The 20,869-nt window shown below is 75.0% G+C and carries 20 protein-coding genes; 12 read left to right on the forward strand and 8 right to left on the reverse strand.

Going from position 1 to position 20,869, the window contains the following annotated elements; genetic code table 11:
* The first annotated feature begins 91 nt into the window (after positions 1 to 91).
* The 3 genes from Sdagh_RS03225 (at position 92) to Sdagh_RS03235 (ending at position 3,145) form a co-directional block, all read left to right on the forward strand.
* The gene (locus Sdagh_RS03225) at positions 92 to 1,678 is read left to right on the forward strand and encodes an ABC transporter substrate-binding protein (protein WP_190077852.1); all 1,587 of its coding nucleotides are present in this window, start codon (positions 92 to 94) and stop codon (positions 1,676 to 1,678) included.
* Positions 1,679 to 1,807: 129 nt separating this feature from the next.
* On the forward strand, positions 1,808 to 2,491 hold the full coding sequence (ung, locus tag Sdagh_RS03230; RefSeq protein WP_190010975.1) for a uracil-DNA glycosylase: 684 nt from the start codon (positions 1,808 to 1,810) through the stop codon (positions 2,489 to 2,491).
* Between the two features lie 111 nt (positions 2,492 to 2,602).
* A complete protein-coding gene (locus Sdagh_RS03235) occupies positions 2,603 to 3,145 on the forward strand; it encodes a hypothetical protein (RefSeq protein ID WP_189421423.1) in 543 nt (180 codons plus the stop codon).
* Positions 3,146 to 3,173: 28 nt separating this feature from the next.
* On the opposite strand, the gene Sdagh_RS03240 is transcribed toward Sdagh_RS03235, so the two are convergent.
* Complete coding sequence (locus Sdagh_RS03240) at positions 3,174 to 3,689, reverse strand: hypothetical protein (protein WP_308288731.1); 516 nt, start codon at positions 3,687 to 3,689, stop codon at positions 3,174 to 3,176.
* 730 nt (positions 3,690 to 4,419) lie between these two features.
* Here Sdagh_RS03240 and Sdagh_RS03245 point away from each other — a divergent pair.
* Positions 4,420 to 5,325 (forward strand): Gfo/Idh/MocA family protein, encoded by a 906-nt coding sequence (locus tag Sdagh_RS03245; RefSeq protein ID WP_190010978.1) that lies wholly within the window; start codon positions 4,420 to 4,422, stop codon positions 5,323 to 5,325.
* Here the strand turns inward: Sdagh_RS03245 and lnt are convergent.
* Complete coding sequence (gene lnt / locus Sdagh_RS03250) at positions 5,249 to 6,832, reverse strand: apolipoprotein N-acyltransferase (RefSeq protein WP_190077854.1); 1,584 nt, start codon at positions 6,830 to 6,832, stop codon at positions 5,249 to 5,251. The two genes, Sdagh_RS03245 and lnt, sit on opposite strands and share 77 nt — an antisense overlap.
* Positions 6,833 to 7,022: 190 nt before the next feature.
* Here lnt and Sdagh_RS03255 point away from each other — a divergent pair, with 190 nt between their 5' ends.
* Positions 7,023 to 7,763: an SDR family NAD(P)-dependent oxidoreductase gene (locus Sdagh_RS03255; protein WP_189421431.1), complete on the forward strand. Its 741-nt coding sequence runs from the start codon at positions 7,023 to 7,025 to the stop codon at positions 7,761 to 7,763.
* A gap of 96 nt (positions 7,764 to 7,859) precedes the next feature.
* On the opposite strand, the gene Sdagh_RS03260 is transcribed toward Sdagh_RS03255, so the two are convergent.
* The 3 genes from Sdagh_RS03260 to Sdagh_RS03270 form a co-directional block, all read right to left on the reverse strand.
* Positions 7,860 to 8,039, reverse strand: coding sequence for a hypothetical protein (locus tag Sdagh_RS03260; protein WP_189421433.1), 180 nt, complete (start codon positions 8,037 to 8,039; stop codon positions 7,860 to 7,862).
* A gap of 71 nt (positions 8,040 to 8,110) precedes the next feature.
* Positions 8,111 to 8,986 carry an undecaprenyl-diphosphate phosphatase gene (locus tag Sdagh_RS03265; RefSeq protein WP_189421435.1) on the reverse strand — a complete coding sequence of 292 codons (876 nt, stop codon included), beginning with the start codon at positions 8,984 to 8,986 and terminating at the stop codon, positions 8,111 to 8,113.
* Between the two features lie 138 nt (positions 8,987 to 9,124).
* Positions 9,125 to 9,889, reverse strand: coding sequence for a TVP38/TMEM64 family protein (locus Sdagh_RS03270; protein WP_189421437.1), 765 nt, complete (start codon positions 9,887 to 9,889; stop codon positions 9,125 to 9,127).
* A 49-nt stretch (positions 9,890 to 9,938) separates the two neighbouring features.
* On the opposite strand from Sdagh_RS03270, the gene Sdagh_RS03275 reads away from it, so the two are divergent.
* The 3 genes from Sdagh_RS03275 to Sdagh_RS03285 all read left to right on the forward strand — a co-directional run bounded on the left by Sdagh_RS03275 (position 9,939) and on the right by Sdagh_RS03285 (position 13,057).
* On the forward strand, positions 9,939 to 10,661 hold the full coding sequence (locus tag Sdagh_RS03275) for a DNA alkylation repair protein (protein ID WP_189421439.1): 723 nt from the start codon (positions 9,939 to 9,941) through the stop codon (positions 10,659 to 10,661).
* A 269-nt stretch (positions 10,662 to 10,930) separates the two neighbouring features.
* Positions 10,931 to 12,100 carry an elongation factor Tu gene (gene tuf, locus Sdagh_RS03280; protein ID WP_190077855.1) on the forward strand — a complete coding sequence of 390 codons (1,170 nt, stop codon included), beginning with the start codon at positions 10,931 to 10,933 and terminating at the stop codon, positions 12,098 to 12,100.
* A 111-nt stretch (positions 12,101 to 12,211) separates the two neighbouring features.
* Positions 12,212 to 13,057: a spermidine synthase gene (locus Sdagh_RS03285; RefSeq protein WP_189421443.1), complete on the forward strand. Its 846-nt coding sequence runs from the start codon at positions 12,212 to 12,214 to the stop codon at positions 13,055 to 13,057.
* Here the strand turns inward: Sdagh_RS03285 and Sdagh_RS03290 are convergent.
* Entirely contained in the window at positions 13,019 to 14,323 is a 1,305-nt protein-coding gene (locus tag Sdagh_RS03290; protein ID WP_189421445.1) for an MFS transporter, read from the reverse strand. The genes Sdagh_RS03285 and Sdagh_RS03290 overlap by 39 nt on opposite strands.
* 139 nt (positions 14,324 to 14,462) lie before the next feature.
* Between Sdagh_RS03290 and Sdagh_RS03295 the strand changes: the two genes are divergently transcribed.
* A complete protein-coding gene (locus tag Sdagh_RS03295) occupies positions 14,463 to 14,900 on the forward strand; it encodes a DUF4442 domain-containing protein (protein ID WP_189421570.1) in 438 nt (145 codons plus the stop codon).
* A gap of 85 nt (positions 14,901 to 14,985) precedes the next feature.
* On the opposite strand, the gene galU is transcribed toward Sdagh_RS03295, so the two are convergent.
* Positions 14,986 to 15,972, reverse strand: a complete 987-nt coding sequence (gene galU, locus Sdagh_RS03300; protein WP_372478407.1) for a UTP--glucose-1-phosphate uridylyltransferase GalU — start codon at positions 15,970 to 15,972, stop codon at positions 14,986 to 14,988.
* A gap of 120 nt (positions 15,973 to 16,092) precedes the next feature.
* Here galU and Sdagh_RS03305 point away from each other — a divergent pair, with 120 nt between their 5' ends.
* Entirely contained in the window at positions 16,093 to 18,687 is a 2,595-nt protein-coding gene (locus tag Sdagh_RS03305) for a beta-glucosidase family protein (RefSeq protein WP_226534493.1), read from the forward strand.
* Between the two features lie 49 nt (positions 18,688 to 18,736).
* Entirely contained in the window at positions 18,737 to 19,372 is a 636-nt protein-coding gene (locus Sdagh_RS03310) for a DedA family protein (protein ID WP_189421449.1), read from the forward strand.
* A gap of 79 nt (positions 19,373 to 19,451) precedes the next feature.
* On the opposite strand, the gene Sdagh_RS03315 is transcribed toward Sdagh_RS03310, so the two are convergent.
* Positions 19,452 to 19,982, reverse strand: a complete 531-nt coding sequence (locus Sdagh_RS03315; RefSeq protein WP_189421451.1) for a gamma carbonic anhydrase family protein — start codon at positions 19,980 to 19,982, stop codon at positions 19,452 to 19,454.
* A gap of 109 nt (positions 19,983 to 20,091) precedes the next feature.
* Here Sdagh_RS03315 and Sdagh_RS03320 point away from each other — a divergent pair, with 109 nt between their 5' ends.
* Positions 20,092 to 20,856, forward strand: coding sequence for an acyltransferase (locus Sdagh_RS03320; protein WP_189421453.1), 765 nt, complete (start codon positions 20,092 to 20,094; stop codon positions 20,854 to 20,856).
* Positions 20,857 to 20,869: the final 13 nt, after the last annotated feature.

The raw sequence follows: 20,869 nt of genomic DNA on the forward strand, positions 1-20,869 counted from the left end.
CCCTGCGCAGAAGGGGAGTTGAGGGTCCGTCGCTGCGATATGGTCGGCCGAGTTTCGGCACGGTTGAGCAGGGGGATCGAGGAGCGTGCGCGTGTTCTACCGGAACCGGCGGCTGCGGTACGCGGCCGCGCTGGCGTCCACGGCGGCATTGGTCACCGGGTGCGGAATCCTCTCGCCGGACGACCCGGACGAGGACGGCCCGATCGTCGTCGGGACGACCAGCGCCCCCACCACCCTGGACCCCGCGGCCTCCTGGGACGGCTCCTGGGAACTGTTCCGCAACGTCTACCAGACCCTGCTGAGCTACCCCAACGGCACCACCACGCCCCGCCCCGACGCGGCCCGCGCCTGCGCGTTCACCGACAGCTCCCAGCAGGTGTACCGCTGCGAACTCCGCCCCGGCCTCACCTTCTCCGACGGGGACCCGCTGGACGCCGCCGCCGTCAAGTACTCCATCGACCGGATCAGGGACATCGGCGCCGACGGCGGCCCGGCCGGCCTGCTGGGCAGCCTGGACCGGGTGCGGGCCCCGAGCGCCACCGAGGTCGTCTTCCACCTCAACAAGCCGGACGCCACGTTCCCGTTCGTGCTGGCCACCCCCGCGATGTCCATCGTCGACCCGGACACCTACCCGGCGCGGGCGGTGCGCCGGGACGGCCGGGTCGTCGGCTCGGGACCGTACGTCCTGAAGTCCTACACGGAGGGCGAGCGGGCCGAACTCGTCCGCAACGACCGCTACGAGGGCTACGCCGAGCGCCGCAACGGCGCCGTGACCATCGAGTACTTCGACGGCTCGGCCGAGATGGTGAAGGCACTGCGCGCCGGGCGCATTCAGGTGACGTTCCGCGGACTGGCGGCGGACGACGTCATCGCCCTCCAGGACGGCACCGCCGAGGAGGAGGACCTCCAGCTCGTCGAGGGCACCGGCGCCGACATCAGCTACCTGGTCTTCGACCCCGACGACCCCTGGACCGGCCGCATCGCGGTGCGGCGGGCCGTCGCCCAGGTGATCGACCGGGCGGCCCTCGCCCACGAGGTCTACCGGGACACCGTCGACCCGCTGTACTCGATGGTCCCGCGCGGACTGACCGGGCACACCAACGTCTTCTTCGACCGGTTCGGCGACCCCAGCGCCGCCAAGGCCCGCGCGCTCCTCACCGAGGCCGGCGTCGACGGGCCCGTCCCGCTCACCCTCTGGTACACCACCGACCGCTACGGCTCCGAGACCGCCCTGCTGTTCAAGGCGCTCGAACGCCAACTGGAGGCGTCGGGACTCTTCACCGTCACCCTCCAGGGCCGCCCCTGGAAGACGTACGTGGCCGGCTACCAGAAGGGCGAGTACCAGGTCTTCGGCCGGGGCTGGTTCCCGGACTTCCCGGACGCCGAGAACTTCATCGCCCCGTTCGTCGGCGAGCGCAACGCGCTGGGCACCCCCTACCCCGCCCCCGAGATCACCGGTGAGCTGCTGCCCAGCTCCCGCCGCAAGAGCGACCGCGCCGACGTGGTGGAGGAGTTCGAGGAGGCGCAGCGCGTCCTGGTGGCGGACGCGCGGCTGCTGCCGCTGTGGCAGGGACGGCAGTACGTCGCCTCCAGCGAGGACATCTCGGGCGCGGAACGGGCCCTCGACCCGTCGACGATCATGATGATGTGGGAACTCCACCGCAAGACGAGCTGGTAGCCCCTTCGCGGTCCTCCCCTCGCGGCACCGGTTGTCAGTGGTCGCCTGTAGGTTCTGGAGTCCGAAGCCGAAGTCCCGCCTCCGGAGCCCGGCGCTTCGGAAGTGACCGCACACCGTAAGGAAGTTGACGTGACCGACATCGCGATGCTGCCCGAGTCCTGGCGCGAGGTGCTCGGCGGCGAACTGGAACAGCCCTACTTCAAGGAGCTGACCGAGTTCGTCGAGGAGGAGCGGGCGAAGGGGCCCGTCTACCCGCCGCGCGAGGAGGTCTTCGCCGCCCTGGAGGCCACGCCGTACGACCAGGTGAAGGTGCTGGTCCTCGGGCAGGACCCGTACCACGGGGAGGGACAGGGGCACGGCCTGTGCTTCTCGGTCCGGCCGGGCGTCAAGGTCCCGCCGTCCCTGCGGAACATCTACAAGGAACTCCACGCGGAGCTGGACGTCCCGATCCCGGACAACGGCTATCTGATGCCCTGGGCGAAGCAGGGCGTCCTGCTGCTCAACGCGGTCCTCACGGTCCGGGCGGGCGAGGCCAACTCGCACAAGGGGCGCGGCTGGGAGCTGTTCACGGACGCGGTGATCCGCGCGGTCGCGAACCGCCCCGACCCGGCGGTGTTCGTGCTGTGGGGCAACTACGCCCAGAAGAAGCTGCCGCTGATCGACGAGGAGCGGCACGCGGTGGTCAAGGGCGCGCACCCCTCCCCGCTGTCGGCGAAGAGGTTCTTCGGCTCCCGCCCGTTCACGCAGATCAACGAGGCGGTCGCGGCCCAGGGCCACGCGCCGATCGACTGGACCATCCCCGACCTGGGCTGACCGGCGCGGACACCGGGGTGCGGACCGGGCCGCCGCGTCTGCGGGGCGATCGGCGGGCCAGGGCCTAACGTCGTCGGCAACAACCGGACGAGGAGTGGCGCGGAGGACGCGGTGGCCCAGGGACAGGAGCGGACGGCGCCGGACGCCGTGCCGACCCGCATCGGACAGGTCGTCATGCTGCACCACGCGGGCGACCGCGAGGAGGCCCGGCACCGCTACCTCGGCCTGTGGGCGGAGATCGGCGAGCACGGCGACCCGTTGCACCGCTGCACCCTGGCGCACTACCTGGCCGACACCCAGGACGACCCGGCGGACGAGCTGGCCTGGGACCTGCGGGCGCTGTCGGCCGCGCAGGAGCTGACCGCCGGCCGCCCGGCCGGACACGCCTCGGCGCTCGCCGCCCGCTCGCTCTACCCCTCCCTGTACCTGAACCTGGCGGCCGACTACGACCGGCTCGGCCACCGCGACGCCGCCCGCGCCCAGCTGCGGCGGGCCCGCCGCGCCGCCGAGGCACTGGGCGACGACCGCTGGGCCACCGGCGTCCGCGAGGCCATCGCCCGGCTGGAGCGCCGGCTCGGCGACGGCGGCCCGTTCCCGGAGGGACCCGGGGGGCCGGAGGGGCCGCCCTGGGGGCCGCCCCGGCAGCGGCCCTGAGCGTGCCGGACCGTACGGGAGGGAGGGCTCAACGGCCGTACGCCTTACGGCAGATGACCGCCTCCGGACTGTCCGGCTGCCAGCCGCCGTAGGTGCGGCCCAGCCCGCACAGGTCCGCGTCGGCGCCGCGTCGTCCGGGGGCGGGCCGGGTGGCCTTCGGGGGCGCGGGGCCGGGCCGCCGCGCGGGCCGGTCCGGCCGGACCTCCGGACGGGCGGCGGCCGGTGGGGCCGGGCGGCGCGGCGGCTCCGCCCTGCGGCCGGTGCCGGGTCCGGTCCGGGGAGCCGCCGGCCGGTCCCCGCCGGGCGCCCTCCCGTGCGCCTCGCCCCGGTCCGGTTCCGACGAAGGCTCGGTCCGCTCCAGGGAGTCCCGCGCCGGGGGCTCCACCGCCTCGGGCCGCCGGGGTCCGTCCGGGCGCGGGGCGGAGGTCCGGTCCGCGGCCGGCGCCGGGTCCGGGGCGGGCGGACGCTGGACCGTCACACAGCCGGTCACGGCCGCGACAGCCATGGTCACCAGGAGCGTCGCGGTGGTCGTCGTTCTCTGCACCCGCGCCACTCTGCTGTCCGCACGGCTCCGGCCGACGGCGGACCGGCCGAGGATGCCCCGCACGGGTGACGCCGGCTCCGCGCGGGGCCGGGGTGGGGAGGGCTCCTGGCCAGCCTTGGCCGGCCGCGTAGTCCGGGGCCGGCGGCGGACCGGCCGAGGGCGTCCGGCACGGGTGACGCAGGTCGCGTGCGGGGCATGGGCGGGGGAGCGGGTTCGGGGACGGGCTGCTTCCGGCTCCGCTTCGCCGGCCGCGTGGGTTCGATCGGTGGGGGACCGGTCGAAGAGGACCTGCATGGGTGGAGTCAGCCCTGCACGGGGCGCGCGATCGGGTACGGAGACGGGTCGTTCCCGGCTCGGCTTCGTCGGTCTTCGCCTTCCGTTGGTCGGGTGGTTCCGCGTGGTGGTGGACCGGCGGACGATTGCCCGGCACGGTGGAGCCGGCCGCGTGCGGGGTCGGGGAACGGGTCGGGTACGGGTCGTTCCCGGCTCGGCTTCCTCGGCTCTCGCCTCCGCCGGCCGCGTGGCTCCGCGCGGCCGGCGGACCGGTCGAGGGTGCCCGGCAACGGGTGGTCCCCACCTCCTCCGCGCGAGGGTGCCCGTCCGGGCGGGGGAGGCGGGTCGCTCCCGGCTCGCCGGACGTCCGCGCCGCCCCCGTATGCTGCCGGACGGACCAGGGCCGGCGGTCGCGGCGGCGGCCCTGCCGCGAGAGAACCACCTGAGGAGAACGCCTGTGAAGGTCGGCTGCATCGGACTCGGCGACATCGCGCGCAAGGCGTACCTCCCCGTGCTCGCCTTCCTGCCGGACGTCGAACCGCACCTGCACACCCGCACCCCGGCGACCCTCACCCGCGTCGCCGACGAACTGCGCGTTCCGCCGGGGCAGCGCCACACCGACCTCGACGCGCTGCTCGCCCAGGGCCTCGACGCCGCCCTGGTGCACGCACCGACCGACGTCCACCCGCAGATCGTCACGCGGCTTCTGGAGGCCGGCGTCCCCACCTACGTGGACAAGCCGCTCGCCTACGAACTCGCCGACTCCGAGCGCCTGGTGGCCCTCGCGGAGGAGCGCCGCACCAGCCTCGCCGTCGGCTTCAACCGGCGCCACGCCCCCGCCTACACCCAGTGCGCCGAGCACCCCCGCGAGCTGATCCTGATGCAGAAGAACCGCACCGGGCTGCCCGAGGACCCGCGCACGATGATCCTCGACGACTTCATCCACGTCGTGGACACCCTGCGCTTCCTCGTCCCCGGCCAGGTCGACGACGTCACCGTCCGCGCCCGCGTCCGGGACGGCCTCCTCCACCACGTCGTGCTCCAGCTCGCCGGCGACGGCTTCACCGCACTCGGCGTCATGAACCGGCTCAGCGGCAGCGCCGAGGAGATCCTGGAGGTCTCCGGCCAGGACACCAAGCGGCAGGTGGTCAACCTCGCCGAGGTGATCGACCACAAGGGCCAGCCGACCGTGCGGCGGCGCGGCGACTGGGTGCCCGTCGCCCGGCAGCGCGGCATCGAGCAGGCGGTGCTCGCCTTCCTCGACGCGGTCCGCGCCGGCACCGTGCTCAGCGCCCGGGACGCGCTGCGGACCCATGAGCTGTGCGAGCGGGTGGTACGCGAGGTCCTGACGCGCGCCGCCTGAGCCGCACCGTCCGTACGCCCTCGGCGGCACCCCAGACGACGAGGACGCCCAGCGCTGCGTACGGCGGCCAGTCGCCGAACCGGACGTACGGCGTGGTGCCCTGCGCGAGCGGCACCTCGTACACCCGCGCGCCGCTCGTGCCGGTGCCCAGGCGCGGCCCGACCGGCGCGCCGCCCGCGTCGTACACGGCGGAGACCCCGGTCAGCGTGGCGTGCACCATCGGACGCCCGGTCTCGGCGGCGCGCAGCGCGCCCAGCGAGGCGTGCTGCGCGGGCGCCCAGCTCTCCTGGAACGTCGACGTGGACGACTGGGCGAGCAACACCTCGGCACCGTCCTCGGCGAGATGACGGCTCATGTCGGGGAACGCGCTCTCGAAGCAGACCATCGGGCCGACGCGCAGCCCGTCACCGGCGTCCATCAGCACCTGCTCCGTGCCCCGCCTGCGGTCCTCACCGGCCGCCTTGCCGACGGAGGTGGCCCAGCCGAGCAGGGAGCGGGCGGGGACGTACTCGCCGAAGGGGACGAGCCGCATCTTGTCGTAGCGGTCGCCGGTCGGCCCGTCCGGGCCCACCAGCACCGAACTCTTGAAGATGCCGGGCCGGTCGGAGCGCCGGGCGTCCACGTTGACCAGGACGTCCGCGCCGGTCTCGCGGGTGAGCGCCGCGAGCCGGCGTGCCAGGTCCGGCCGGTCACCCAGGTCGAAGCCGACGCTGCTCTCGCCCCACACCACCAGGTCGACGTCCTGCCCGGCCAGGCGCCGGGTCAGCGCCTCCTCGCGGTCGAAGCGGCGGGCCGGACTGCCCGCGCCGGCCACCACCCCGGCCTGGACCACGGCGATCCGCACCCGGTCGCCCGTGCCGGAGGGGGAGGGCGGCGGCGACCCCACCCAGGCCGCCGAGCCGACGGCGGCCGTCGCGGCGAGGGCGGCCACGGCGGGCACCCGGGCCGGGCGTACCGCGACCAGCACGGCGACGGCGGTGTTGACGGCCACGATCAGGAAGCCGACCAGCCAGACCCCGCCGACCGAGGCGACCCGCAGCGCCGGCGCCACCTGCCACTGGCTCGCGCCCAGCACGCCCCACGGACCGCCGAGCCCCTGCCAGGAGCGGACCAGCTCGATCACCAGCCACCCCGACGGCACCACGACCAGCGCCGCCGCGACCCGGCCCGCCGTGGGCGCCCCGCCCAGCAGCCGCCGCACCAGCCGTCCCCACGGCGCCCAGAGCGCGCCCAGCAGTGCGGCGAGCACGAACGTGAACACGTGCAGGCTCGGCAGCAGCCAGTGGTGCATCGCCAGCATGAAGCCGAACCCGCCGCACCAGCCGTCGTACATCGCCCGCCGCCCGGTCGGCGCCGACCGCACCAGGAGCAGCCAGGGGACCAGGGCGCCCCAGGCCCACCACCACAGGGACGGCGCGGGGAAGGCGAGGACCGGCAGGGCGCCCGCGAACACCGCGGCGAGGCCGCGGCGCCAGGGCACGGTGAGCCAGCGACCGAGGGACTTCATGGGCGCCTCCCTACCCCGCGGTGTCTCCAGTGTGCGCCGGGACGGTGTCCGATCGGCGCCGGGCCCGTTCAGTTGATCACACCGGATGCCGGCCAGCAGGAGAACGGAGGAGCCGAGCATGGGTGTGCTGCGCGGTGATGGGCGCCTAGGATGATCGATGATCGATCAAGATGCTCAGCAGGAGGTACTCGTGACCCGTCCCATCACGGTGGTCACCGGCGGCAGCCGGGGCATCGGCGCGGCGACCTGTCGGCGGCTGGCGGCGGACGGGCACGACGTGGCCGTGGGGTACGTCCGGGACGCGACCGCCGCCGAGGAGGTGGCGGCCGGGGTGCGCGAGGCCGGCGGCCGGGCCGTCACCGTACGGGTGGACACCTCGGTGGAGGCGGACGTGGCGCGGCTGTTCGACGAGGCCGAGTCCCGGCTCGGGCCGGTGACCGGGCTGGTGAACAACGCGGCCGTGACCGGCCCGCTGGGCCGGCTCGCCGACCGCGACGCGGCCGATCTGCGCCGGGTGCTCGACGTCAACCTGCTGGGCACCCTGCTGTGCTGCCGGCGTGCCGCGCAGCTCATGTCGGCCCGGGGCGCCGGCGCGATCGTCAACGTCTCCTCGGGGGCGGCGACCCTCGGCAGCCCGGGGGAGTACGTCCACTACGCGGCGAGCAAGGCCGGGGTGGATGCCCTGACGGTCGGCCTCTCCAAGGAGCTGGGCCCGGACGGCATCCGCGTCAACGGGGTCGCGCCGGGCCTGGTCGACACGGACATGCACGCCGCGATGGGCGCCCCGGACCGCGTCCGGGAGATGGCTCCGGGGGTGCCGATGCGCCGGGCCGGGCGGGCGGAGGAGATCGCCGCGGCCATCGCGTGGCTGCTGTCTGCGGACGCCTCGTACACGACCGGCGCGGTGCTGCGGGTGGCGGGCGGGCGCTGACGCCCCGGGCCTGTCGTGCGGATCACGCCGCGGACGCGGGGCCCGGCACCGGTCGGGAACCGCCGACGTCCTGCCGCGTGATCGAGCCGACAGACCTCAGGCCGCTTCGACCATCTCGCCGCGTACGGCGGCGGCCCACTCCACGACCAGCAGCTCGTACTCCGCGCGGTCCTGTGCCGAGAGGGAGCCGCCCGCCCGCCGCCAGAGGGCGCGGATGCGGTCGTTCAACTCGGCGGCGGAGCACGCGGAATCGCGGGCCGGGGCTTCGGGGGACATGCGGACAAGCCTAGGCGCAAGCGCTGACTCTGCGCTACCGGACGGCTACCCGAAGCCCGCGGGGACGGGCCCTAGTGGGCCGCCTCGCCCGCGTCCGGGCTCAGTACGCCCATGCTGACCAGGACGATCAGCACGATGCCGAGGGCCACGCGGTAGTAGACGAACGGCATGAAGCTCTTGGTGGAGATGTACTTCATGAACCAGGCGATCACGGCGAACCCGACAGCGAAGGCGATGACCGTCGCGAAGATCGTCGGGCCCCAGGCGACATGGTCGCTCTCCAGCGCGTCCTTCAGCTCGAACAGGCCGGAGGAGAGCACGGCGGGGATGGCGAGCAGGAACGAGTAGCGGGCCGCGGCCTCGCGCCGGTACCCCATGAACAGGCCGCCGCTGATGGTCGCCCCGGAGCGGGAGACGCCCGGGATGAGGGCCGCCGCCTGGCACAGGCCGTAGATCAGGCCGTCCTTGACACCCAGGTCCGTCAGTTCCTTGCGCGGCTTGGCCACCCGGTGCCGGCCACCGCTCTCGTCCCGCGCCGCCAGCCGGTCCGCGACGCCTATCACGATGCCGACGACCACCAGCATGGTCGCGGTGACCCGCAGGTCGCGGAAGGGACCCTCGATCTGGTCCTTCAGGGTCAGCCCGAGCACCCCGATCGGGATCGAGCCGACGATCACGAGCCAGCCCATGCGCGCGTTGGGGTCCCGGCGCATCTCCTTGTTCGTCAAGGACTTCGACCACGCCGAGATGATCGACACGATGTCCTTGCGGAAGTAGATCAGGACGGCGGCCTCCGTACCGATCTGCGTGATCGCGGTGAAGGCCGCCCCGGGGTCGTGCCAGCCGGAGAACGCCGCGGTCAGCCGCAGATGCGCGCTGGAGGACACGGGAAGGAACTCGGTCAGCCCCTGGACGAGTCCGAGGATGAGGGATTCAAACCAAGACATGAGGTACGGAGTCCAAGTGCCGATCGTGAACGGGCGACGACGGACACACCTCGCCGACGCCTGTGGTGATCAGGTCCGAGGGTGTCGAGGGCAGCGTAGCGCCCCTGGGTGACAGGCCGGGCACAGGCCCCGGCAGGCTCAGCGGGCACGCAGCCGGCCGCGTTTGCGCCAGGCCACCACGGCTCCGGCGAGCCCGGGCAGCGCGATGCAGGCCAGCGCGATCAGGAAGGCGGGCGAGGTGGGCGTGGAGGCGCGGGCGCCGGCGACGACGTACGCGGCGGTGTTCGGCACGGAGCCGAGGGCCGTCGCGAGCAGGAACGGCGGCAGGCCCATGCGGGAGACCGCGGCGCAGTAGTTCGCCGCGGCGAACGGCACGCCGGGGAACAGCCGCGCCGCCAGCATCGAACGGAAGCCGTGTCTGCTGAGCTGCCCGTCCGCGGCCTTCAGCCACTTGCCGCGCAGCAGCGGACGCAGCGCCTCCTGGCCGAGGACCCGGCCCAGGCAGAAGGCGAGGCCGGCGCCGAGCACCGTGCCCGCCAGCGCCGAGCCGAGGCCGAGGACCGAGCCGAAGAGCGCGCCGGCCGCCAGGTTCAGCAGCGGGCGGGGCACGAAGGCGACGGTGCACAGCCCGTACGCGACCGCGTACGCGAGGGCCGCCGCGGCGCCGCCGAGCTGGGCCGCCGGCCAGCCGTGCGTCAGCAGCCTCTGCGGCTGGAACAGCAGGACGGCCACGCCGGCCGAGGCGAGGAGCAGGACAAGCAGGGACAGCCGGGACCAGGGGGACAGCGCGATCCGCGCCGCGCGGGCGGAGAGCCCGGTCGCGGCGGCCGGGACCGGCGGTCCGACGGTGGCCCGGGGAGAGGCCGTGGCGGTGCCCCCAGAACGGGTGGTGGCATCGAGCATCCGGTGACACTAACCGACACAGGTGTGTGATCGCCGTATGGTGCGTTTCATGACCGTCACAAACGGGCCGGGGCCGGCGGTGCCGGACAGCCCGTTCGCCGACCGGGTGCTGGAGCGGCTCACCGCCGTCCACCCGGACCACGCCGACCCCGAACGGGCCGGGTCGATGCGGGCGTACATGAAGGACGTGGCCCCTTTCCTGGGCCTGACCAGCACGGTCCGGCGCGGGCTGGACCGTGCAGTGCTGCGCGGGCTGCCGTCTCCGGACGAGGCGGACTGCGCCGCGGTCGCGTTGCGCTGCTGGCGGCTGCCCGAGCGCGAGTACCACTACTTCGCCGTGGATCTGCTCCGCCGTCACGTGACGGTTCTCTCCCCGGACTTCCTGCCCGTGGTCCGGTGGTTGCTCACCACCGTCCCCTGGTGGGACACCGTCGACCCGCTCGCCGCGCACGTCGTCGGCGGGCTGGTGGCCGCCGGGCCCGGACTGCGGACGCGGATGGACGCCTGGAGCGCCGACGAGGACCGGTGGCTGGTCCGCGCGGCCCTGCTGCACCAGCTCCGGTACCGGGAACGCACCGACGCCGGCCGCCTCTTCGGCTACTGCCTGCGCGGCGCCGCCCATGACGACTTCTTCGTCCGCAAGGCGATCGGCTGGGCCCTGCGCGAGTACGCCAGGACCGACCCGGGGGCCGTACGCGGCTTCGTCGCCGAGCACCGCGACCGGCTCGCGCCGCTGTCGGTCCGGGAGGCGCTGCGGTCCGCTGGGTCCTGAACCGCGTACCGTCCTTTCGAACTTCCGTGCCAGGAAAAATGGGTCGACGTGGGGCAGAGCGTCGGCGATGATCGGCGTCATGTTCCGGTACGCCTTCCTTCTCGTCGCCTCCGCGGTCGCGGACGCCCCGAAGGCTGCCGTCCCCTTCCCGGCCGTCGTCGACGGCGCCCGAAGCTGACCCTCCCCGGATCGTCCGGCGGACCCCGCAGGGGAGGGTCGGTTGAGACACCGGGGTCCCCAGCTCCCTTCCGAGGCTTCGAGGTACCGCCATGTCCAAGACGGCGTACGTCCGCACCAAACCGCATCTGAACATCGGCACGATGGGCCATGTCGACCACGGCAAGACCACCCTGACCGCCGCCATCACCAAGGTCCTCGCCGAGCGCGGCGGCGCCGCGTTCGTGCCGTTCGACCGCATCGACCGCGCCCCCGAGGAGGTGGCGCGCGGGATCACCATCGACATCGCGCACGTCGAGTACGAGACCGACACCCGCCACTACGCGCACGTCGACATGCCCGGCCACGCCGACTACGTCAAGAACATGGTCACCGGCGCGGCCCAGCTCGACGGGGCGATCCTCGTCGTCTCCGCGCTGGACGGGATCATGCCGCAGACCGCCGAACACGTGCTGCTCGCCCGCCAGGTGGGCGTCGACCACATCGTCGTCGCCCTCAACAAGGCGGACGCCGGTGACGAGGAGCTGACCGACCTGGTCGAACTGGAGGTCCGCGAGCTGCTCACCGCGCACGGCTACGGCGGTGACACCGCGCCCGTCGTACGGGTCTCCGGGCTGAAGGCGCTGGCCGGCGACCCCCGGTGGACGGCGTCCGTGGAGGCGCTGCTCGACGCGGTGGACACCTACGTCCCGACGCCGGAGCGGTATCTGGACGCGCCGTTCCTGCTGCCGGTGGAGAACGTCCTCACCATCACCGGGCGGGGCACCGTCGTCACCGGCGCCGTCGAGCGCGGCACGGTGCGCGTCGGGGACCGGGTCGAGGTCCTCGGGGCGGGCGCCGGCACGGTCGTCACCGGGCTGGAGACCTTCGGCAAGCCGATGACGGAGGCCCAGGCCGGGGACAGCGTGGCCCTGCTGCTGCGGGGTGTCCCGAGGGACGCCGTCCGGCGGGGGCACGTGGTGGCCGCGCCGGGCAGCGTGGTGCCGCGGCGGTCCTTCGAGGCGCGGGTGCACGTGCTGGCGGCCCGGGAGGGCGGACGCGCGACGCCGGTCGCCACCGGGTACCGGCCGCAGTTCCACATCCGTACGGCGGACGTCGTCGGCAACGTCGACCTCGGCGAGAAGGGGGTCGCCCGGCCGGGGGAGACGGTCACGATGACCGTGGAACTGGGGCGGGAGGTGCCGCTGGAGCCGGGGCTCGGGTTCGCCGTCCGCGAGGGCGGCCGGACGGTCGGCGCCGGGACGGTGACCGAGGTCCACTGAGGCGGGTCCGGGGCGGTTCCCGGTCCCGTGAGGCCGGCGGGGAGCCACGGGTCCGTGGTGGCTCCCCGCCGGCGGTGCCGACCCGTGCCGTCCGCCCCGCACAATGAAGAGGTGAACGAGCCGATACCCGTCCACCGGGTCACCGAGCAGGGCACCGTCAAGCTCATGCCCGACGTCGACCGGGAGCGGGCCTGGCTGCTGACGGTCGACGGGGCGCCGCAGTCGTACGTAGACCTGGACGCGCCCGAGCACCTGGAGTTCGAGTACGCGCGGCGGCTCGGGCACGTCCTGGACACCGTCGCCGAGCCGGGGCGCCCGCTGGACGCGCTGCACCTCGGCGGGGGCGCGCTCACCCTGCCGCGGTACGTGGCGGCGACCCGGCCCGGGTCCCGGCAGGACGTCGTCGAGTTCGACCGCGACCTGCTGGAGCTGGTCGCCGGGCACCTGCCGCTCCCGGCGGACGCCCCGGTCGCCCTGCACGCGGCCGACGCCCGGGAGTGGCTCGCCGAAGCCCCCGCGGACTCGGCGGACGTGCTGGTGGCCGATGTGTTCGGCGGCTCCCGGGTGCCCGCGCACCTGACCTCGGACGGGTACGCCGAGCAGGTCGCGCGGGTGCTGCGGGCGGACGGCGTCTACCTGGCCAACCTCGCCGACGCCGCGCCGTTCGCCTTCCTCCGCTCCCAGCTCGCCACCTTCGCCGCCCGGTTCGCGGAGCTGCTGCTGATCGCCGAACCGGCCGTGCTGCGCGGACGCCGGTTCGGCAACGCGGTGCTGGTCGCCGCGCACCGCCCCCTGGACGCCGGCGCGCTGGCCCGGCGCACCGCCGCCGACGCCTTCCCGGCACGGGTGGAGCACGGGGCCGCGCTGCGGAGGTTCATCGGGGGCGCCCGGCCGGTGCGGGACGAGGACGCCGTCCCCTCACCCGAGCCGCCCGACGGCGCCTTCGGCATCGGCTGAGTCCGGGCCGGCGGACGCCCGCGCCGCCCCGGCCACCGGTACCGGGCGGCGGCGCAGGGTCCGCACCTGCGGGACGAACAGCACCGCGGCCGTGACCACCACGACCAGCACCGCGCAGCTCCACAGCGACGCGGTCCGCCCGAACGCCGCCTCCGAGGGACCCGCCAGCGCGGTCGCCACGGGCACCAGCGCCACCGAACCGAACCAGTCGTACGCCGATATCCGCGACAGCTTCTCCTCGGGCACCTCCTGGTGCAGGGCGGTCATCCACGAGACGCCGAACACCTCCAGGCAGACGCCGGTGACGAGCATCACCGCGCACAGCACGCCGGCCGGCGCCGCCAGGGCCAGGGCGGCGGAGGGCAGGGCCAGCGGGAAGACGCAGAGGGTGCCGGCGAGCAGCAGCCGGCTCGGCCGCCAGCGGGTCATCAGCAGCGCGCCGCCGACCGTGCCGGCGCCGAAGCACGCCAGCGCCAGCCCCCACGGCCCCGCCCCGCCCAGGTGGTCACGGGCGACGAGCGGGCCGTAGACCGCCTCGGCGGCGCCGACGACCGCGTTGGAGACGGAGAACTGCACGACGATTCCCCACAGCCAGGGCCGCCCGCTGAACTCCCGCCAGCCCTCCCGCAGGTCGGCGAGGAGCCCGCCGCCCGGGGCGCGCGGCGGGATGTGGCTCACGTCGAGCAGGCCCCGCAGCGCCGCCGCGCACGCGAACGCCGCCGCGTCCGCCGCGAGCACCCAGCCCGGTCCGGCCGCGGCGACCAGCGCGCCGCCCAGCGCCGCGCCGCCCAGGCCCGCGCCGTGCACCGCCATCCGGAACACCGCGAACGCCCGCCCGGCGTGCGCCGCGTCGACCGAGGACATCAGCATGCCCTCGGCGGCGGGGGAGAAGAACGCCTGGCCGGTGCCGCCGAGTCCGGCCAGCAGCATCATCTGCCACAGCCGGGGCTCCCCGGCGAGGACGAGGACCGCGAAGGCCGCCTGCGACAGGCAGTTGAGGGTGTTGGCGGCGACCATCACCCGGTGCCGGGGCAGCCGGTCCGCGAGCGCCCCGCCGATCAGCAGGAAGAGGACGAGGGGCAGGGTCCGCGCGGCGGCCACCAGGCCCACGTCGCCGCTGTCCCCGCCCGCCTCCAGCACGGCGAAGGCGGCGGCGATCAGCGCGCCGTTGCCGCCGAGGCCGGTGACGACCGTCGCGGCCGTCAGCAGGGTGTAGTTGCGGTCGGCCCAGGCGGGGCGCTTGTACAGGCGGGTGAAGGACGGCACCCCGTGACTATCGCCGGGCCGGCGGCCCGGTGCCAAGTGACGTCCCGTCAGCGGACCGCCGCCGCCCGCGGCGAGGTCCCGCGCGGCCCTGGCCCAAGATGCTACTCACGGGTAACCTGTCGTCATGAGCGCAGATCAGATGTCGATCGGCGAGATGCTCGCCGCCACGGTGCCGATGGTCCGGACCCTGAAGCTGGAGTACCTGGAGACCGGGCCGGAGCGCGCCGTGCTGGCCCTCCCGGACCAGGGCGAGTACCGCAACCACGTCGGCGGACCCCACGCCGGGGCGATGTTCACCCTCGGGGAGTCGGCGAGCGGGGCCATCGTCCTGGCTGCCTTCGGGGACCAGCTCGCGCGGGCCGTGCCGCTGCCCGTCCACGCGGAGATCGCGTTCAAGAAGATCGCCCTGGGCCCGGTCACGGCGACCGCCACGCTCGGCCGCCCCGCCGCCGAGGTCGTCGCGGAACTGGACGAGGGCCGGCGCCCGGAGTTCCCGGTGACCGTGGCCATCCGGCGGGAGGACGGAGCCGTGACCGGGGAGATGACGGTGACCTGGACGCTGCGGCCCAGCACCTGAGCCGGAGGGGAGGGACCCGGCCGCGTGGTGCCCGGCCGGTCCCCGGTCCCGCGGACGGAGACGGGGGCCCGGCGGGACGGGACGGTCAGGCGGCGCGCCGGACGCCTCCCTCCTCCCCTTCCCCGCTCCCCTTCTCCCCGTCCGCGCCGCTGCCGTCGTCCGCCAGCCCGGCCACGAACTCCTTCAGCCAGGCCGTGAACGCCGGGCCCAGGTCGGACCGTCCGCAGGCCAGCCGTACCACCGTGCGCAGGTAGTCGGCCTTGTCGCCGGTGTCGTAGCGCAGGCCGGTGAAGACCACCCCGTGCACCGTGCCGTCCGCGGCGAGGGTCTGGAGGGCGTCGGTGAGCTGGATCTCGCCGCCCCGGCCCGGCGGGGTGCGCTCCAGCACGCCGAAGACGGCCGGGTCGAGGACATAGCGGCCGATGACCGCGAACCGGCTCGGCGCGGTGCCCGGCGCGGGCTTCTCCACCAGCCCGGTGACACGGACGACCCCGTCCTCCCCGGCGCTCTCCACGGCGGCGCAGCCGTAGAGGTGGGCCTGGTCCGGCGCGACCTCCAGCAGGGCGACGACGCTCCCGCCGCGCCGGGCCCGCACGTCGAGCATCCGGCTGAGCAGGGTCTCGCGCGGGTCGATCAGGTCGTCGCCCAGCAGGACGGCGAAGGGCTGGTCGCCGACGTGCCGGCGGGCGCACAGCACCGCGTGGCCGAGGCCCAGCGGGTCGCCCTGCCGGATGTGGTGGATGTCCGCCAGCCGCGCCGGATCGCGCACCGCGTCCAGGCGTACGGTGTCGCCCTTCGCCGCGAGGGTCTGCTCCAGTTCGAGGGCGTGGTCGAAGTGGTCCTCGATGGCCCGCTTGTGCCGTCCGGTGACCATCAGGACGTCGTCCAGCCCGGCCGCCGCGGCCTCCTCGACGACGTACTGGATCGCCGGTTTGTCGACGACCGGCAGCATCTCCTTCGGGGTGGCCTTCGTGGCGGGCAGGAACCGCGTGCCGAGCCCGGCGGCCGGGACCACCGCCTTGCGCACGGCACCGGTGGGCGGGGACGTGGTCGGAGTGTGGGGGACGATCATGCCGCCCATGCTGGCGCGGACGGATGGGAGGGAGCCGGGAAGGACCTCTCAGCCACCTGTGCGTCGCAGCGGCGGGCGTGTCTGACGGTGTGTCATCGAGGGGTGGCGCATAGTGCCTGCGTGCAGACACCGAACGGATCGCGGCCCCCGGCCGGCGCCGACCCCGTCTCCCGCAGGGGCGCCCTGCGCCTGCTGGCCGCCACCGCGGCGGCGGCCGGCCTCCCCGAGACGGCCCACGCGGCCGGCCCCGGCCCCGGTACCGACGCCGCCACGAGCACGGACACCGTCCCCGGCGCGAAGACCGGCACGGAGTCCGGCACGGAGTCCGGCCCGGCCACCGCCAGCGGCCCCGGTGGGAGGCCCGCCCCGCCCCGCGTCGAGGCGCTGCTCGCCCGGCTGACCCTCACCGAGAAGGTCTCCCTCCTGCACGGGGCGCCCGATCCGCGCCCCCTCGGCCAGGCCGGCCACGTCCCCGGCGTGCCCCGCCTGGGCATCCCGCCGCTCCGGCTGGCCGACGGCCCGGCCGGCGTCCGGGTCACCGCCCGGGCCACCGCCCTCCCCGCCCCCGTGCTGCTGGCCGCCGCCTTCGACCCCGGCCTCGCCCGGCGCTACGGCCGGGTCATCGGCCGCGAGGGCCGCGCCCTCGGCCAGGACGTGCTGCTCTCCCCGATGGTCAACCTGATCCGCACCCCGTACGCGGGCCGGAACTTCGAGACCTTCGCCGAGGACCCGCTGCTCTCCGCCGACCTGGTCGCCGCCGAGATCGAGGGCGTCCAGGGCGAGGGCCTGATCGCCACCGTCAAGCACTTCGCGCTGAACAACCAGGAGAAGGACCGCGAGACGATCGACGTCCGGGTCGACGAGCGCACCCTGCACGAGGTCTACCTGCGCGCCTTCGAGGCCGCCGTCGCCGCCGGCACCGGCGCGGTGATGGCCGCCTACAACAAGGTCGCCGGTACCCACGCCGGCGAGAACGCGGACCTGCTCACCGGCGTGCTCCGCGAACGCTGGGGCTTCGACGGACTGGTCATGAGCGACTGGTCCGCCACCCACTCCACCGCGCCCGCCCTCGCCGCCGGCCTCGACCTGGAGATGCCGGACGGCACGCACTACGGCGACCCGCTGGTCAGGGCCGTCACGGACGGCACCGTCCCCGAGGCGCACGTCGACCGCGCGGTCCGCCGCGTCCTGACCGTCATGGACCGCTTCGGTCTCCTCGACCCGGCCCCGCCGGCCCGCCCCGCCCGGGACGCCGCCGCCGGTGCCGCCGTCGCCCGAGAGGTCGCCGAGGCCGGCGCGACCCTGCTGCGCAACGCGCACGGCACGCTGCCCCTCGCCCCCGGCCGCCGCGTCGCCGTGATCGGCCCCACCGGCGCCCGCCCCCTGGTCGGCGGCGGCGGCAGCGCCCACGTCGTGCCCGACCGCGCCGCCCGCCCCCTGGACGCCATCGGCGCCCGCGCGGCCGAGGTGACGTACGCCCTCGGCGAGGACGTGTACGGCAAGCCGCTGCCCGCCGACGCCCTCCACCCGGCCCTCGACACCGGGGAACGGCACGTCCCGGCGGGCCGGACCTGGACCTACGACGGCACCCTCACCGTCCCCGAGGACGACGAGTGGACCTTCGTCCTGCACTACTCGGCGGAGCCCACCGGCCGCCCCGAGGTCCGCCTCGGCGCCGAGAACCTCTTCCCGCTCGCCCCCGGCTACACCGAGTACTTCGCCGGCGGCCTGGTCACCGCCGCGCCCGATGGGCTCGCCGTGCGCCGCCGCACCCTGCGGCTCACCGCCGGCCGGCACCGGCTGCGGATCACCGCGCCCGGCGGCGGGTCCGGGCAGACCTTCCGGCTGCGCCGCATCACCGGCGCCACCCGCGCCGCCGACGTCGCCGAGGCCGTACGCGCCGCCCGCGCCGCCGACGACGTGGTCCTCTTCGCCTACGAGGACGCCACCGAGGGCCAGGACCGCACCACCCTGGCCCTGCCCGGCAACCAGGACCGGCTGATCGAGGCCGTGGCCCGGGCCAACCCCCGCACCACCGTCGTCCTCAACACCTCCTCGGCCGTCACCATGCCGTGGCTGGCGGCGACCGGCGCCGTGCTCCAGATGCACTACCCCGGCCAGGAGGGCGCCGCCGCGACCGCCGCCGTGCTGTACGGCGCGTGCGACCCGGGCGGCCGGCTCACCCAGACCTACCCCGCGGCCGACGACCGCCACCCGGTCGCCGGGGACCCGCTGCGCTACCCGGGCGTGGCCGGCACCGAGGAGTACGGCGAGGGCGTCCACACCGGCCACCGCTGGTACGACGCCCGGGGCGTGCGCCCGCTCTTCCCGTTCGGGCACGGACTGTCGTACACCTCGTTCGTCTTCACCCGGCTGCGGGCGCGGCCGGTCGGGGACGGGGGACTGGACGTCTCCTTCACCGTCCGCAACACCGGGCGGCGCGACGGCGTGACCGTGCCGCAGGTGTACGTCGGACCCTCGCCCGACCTGACGCTGGACCAGCCTGTACGGGTCCTGGCGGGATACCGGCGGCTCGCGCTGCGGGCGGGGGAGCGGCGCCGGGTGACCGTGCGGGTCGCCGCCCGCACCCTGTCCAGCTGGGACGCCCGGCGCCACGCCTGGGTGCCCGGCACCGGGCGGCGCACGGTGTGGCTCGGCGCGTCCTCGGGGGACCTGCGGCTGCGGACCAGCGCGGAGGCGGCCGGGTCCGCGTGACCCAGTAGGCTTCCCGGGACAGCAGGAGCGAAACCGCGAGGAGCCCGCAGTGCACGTCCAGGAATGGCTCGACACCGTGCCCGCGGCGGCCGTCTACGCCGTGGTGGGACTGGTCATCGGACTGGAGAGCCTGGGCATCCCGCTGCCCGGCGAGATCATCCTGGTGTCGGCGGCGCTGCTGTCCTCCCAGCACGGCGGCGTCGACCCGGTGGTCCTGGGCGCCTGCGCCACCGCCGGCGCGGTGATCGGCGACTCCATCGGCTACGCCATCGGCCGCAGGGGCGGCCGTCCGCTGCTGGCCTGGCTGGGGAAGAAGTTCCCCCGGCACTTCGGTGAGGCCCAGGTCGCCACCGCCGAGCGCTCCTTCACCAAGTGGGGCATGTGGGCGGTCTTCTTCGGCCGCTTCATCGCCCTGCTGCGCATCTTCGCGGGGCCGCTGGCGGGCGTGCTCCACATGCCCTACTGGAAGTTCCTGATCGCCAACGTCCTCGGCGGCATCGCCTGGGCCGGCGGCACCACCGCCGTCATCTACTACGTCGGCGTCGTCGCCGAGGACTGGCTCAAGCGCTTCTCCTGGCTCGGCCTGGTCGTGGCGGTCCTCATCGGCGCCACCTCGATGCTGGTCCTGAGGCGGAGGGCGAGGAAGACGGAGACCGTCCCGGCGCCGGAGGCGGAGACCTCCTGAGGGCGCGGACCGTGCCGACGTGCGGCTCCGCCGCGCGGGCGCGAGCGACCACAGCGGACGCGAGGCCCGCGGCCGACGGTCACCCCCCGAACTCCCCCCGGTGCGCCTTCCCCAGCTCCACGTACATGGTGCCGTTGAGGGTCAGCCCCTCCCGCTCCTCCGGCGTCAGCGCCCGCCTCACCTTCGCCGGCACCCCCGCCACCAGCGACCCCTCCGGCACCACCATCCCCTGCGGCACCAGTGCCTGCGCGGCGACCAGCGACCCCGCTCCGATCACCGCCCCGTTCAGCACCGTCGCGCCCATGCCGATCAGGCAGTCGTCCCCGACGCTCGCGCCGTGCACCACGGCGTTGTGCCCGATGGACACCCGCTCGCCGACGGTGACCGGGAAGCCGGGGTCGGCGTGGAGCGTGCAGTTGTCCTGGACGTTGCTGTCCGCCCCGACCGTGATCCGCTCCACGTCCCCGCGCAGCACCGCCCCGTACCAGACACTCGCCCCCGCGCGCAGCGTCACGTCCCCGAGCACCGAGGCCGTCGGCGCCACGAACGCCTCCGCGTCCACCTCCGGCTCCCTGCCGCCGATGCCCCTGATCAGTGCCTTGTGCGTCATCGTCGCCTCCCGCTCGGGTCGTGTCACCGGCACGGTAGCCCACCGGGTGGGGTGAAGATCACAGCCCCGCGCGCACCGGGCCCCGCGGCACGCTGAGTACCGTGTGCGGGTGCCGAACCGCCGGAACACCCCCGCCTCCTGGCCCCGCCGCCTCGCGCAGCGGGCCGTCCACGCGGGCTGGGCATGGGCGCAGCGCACCGGCTCGGTCACCGCCGAGCACCCCGGACGGTTCCGCTTCGGCGCCCTCGGCCCCGGCACCCGGCTGGCCTTCCCGCTCGGCACGGTCTTCGGGGAACCCTGGATCCACCTCGGCGCCCACTGCGTCATCGGCGAGCAGGTCACGCTGACGGCCGGTCTGATGCCCGACCTCGACCTCGGCCCCGAGCCGATCCTCCGCATCGGCGACGGCGTCGTCCTCGGCCGCGGCAGTCACGTCATCGCCGACACCACGGTCACCATCGGCAGCGACTGCTACTTCGGACCGTACGTCTACGTCACCTCCACCAATCACTCCTACGACGACCCCCACCAGCCCATCGGCAAGCAGTGGCCCCGCATGGAGCCGGTCGGGATCGGCCCCGGCTGCTGGATCGGCACCGGCGCGGTGATCCTGCCCGGCGCGCGGATCGGCCGGAACGTGGTGGTGGCCGCCGGCGCGGTGGTCCGGGGCACGGTGCCCGACCACGCCGTGGTGGCGGGCGCCCCCGCCCGCGTCGTACGGCGCTGGACTGCCGAGGACGGCTGGCAGCCGCCGCTGCGCACGCCCGCTCCGGTGCCGATCCCCGACGGGGTGACACCCGCGCAGCTGCGCGCCCTGTCGGAGCTGGGCGAGGAGGCGGCCGCGCACCTCGCCCGCCCGGCCGCCGACTCCTGAGCGCACCCGGCCG

This window comes from Streptomyces daghestanicus (assembly GCF_020521275.1).
In the GTDB taxonomy this organism is placed as follows: domain Bacteria; phylum Actinomycetota; class Actinomycetes; order Streptomycetales; family Streptomycetaceae; genus Streptomyces; species Streptomyces griseoviridis.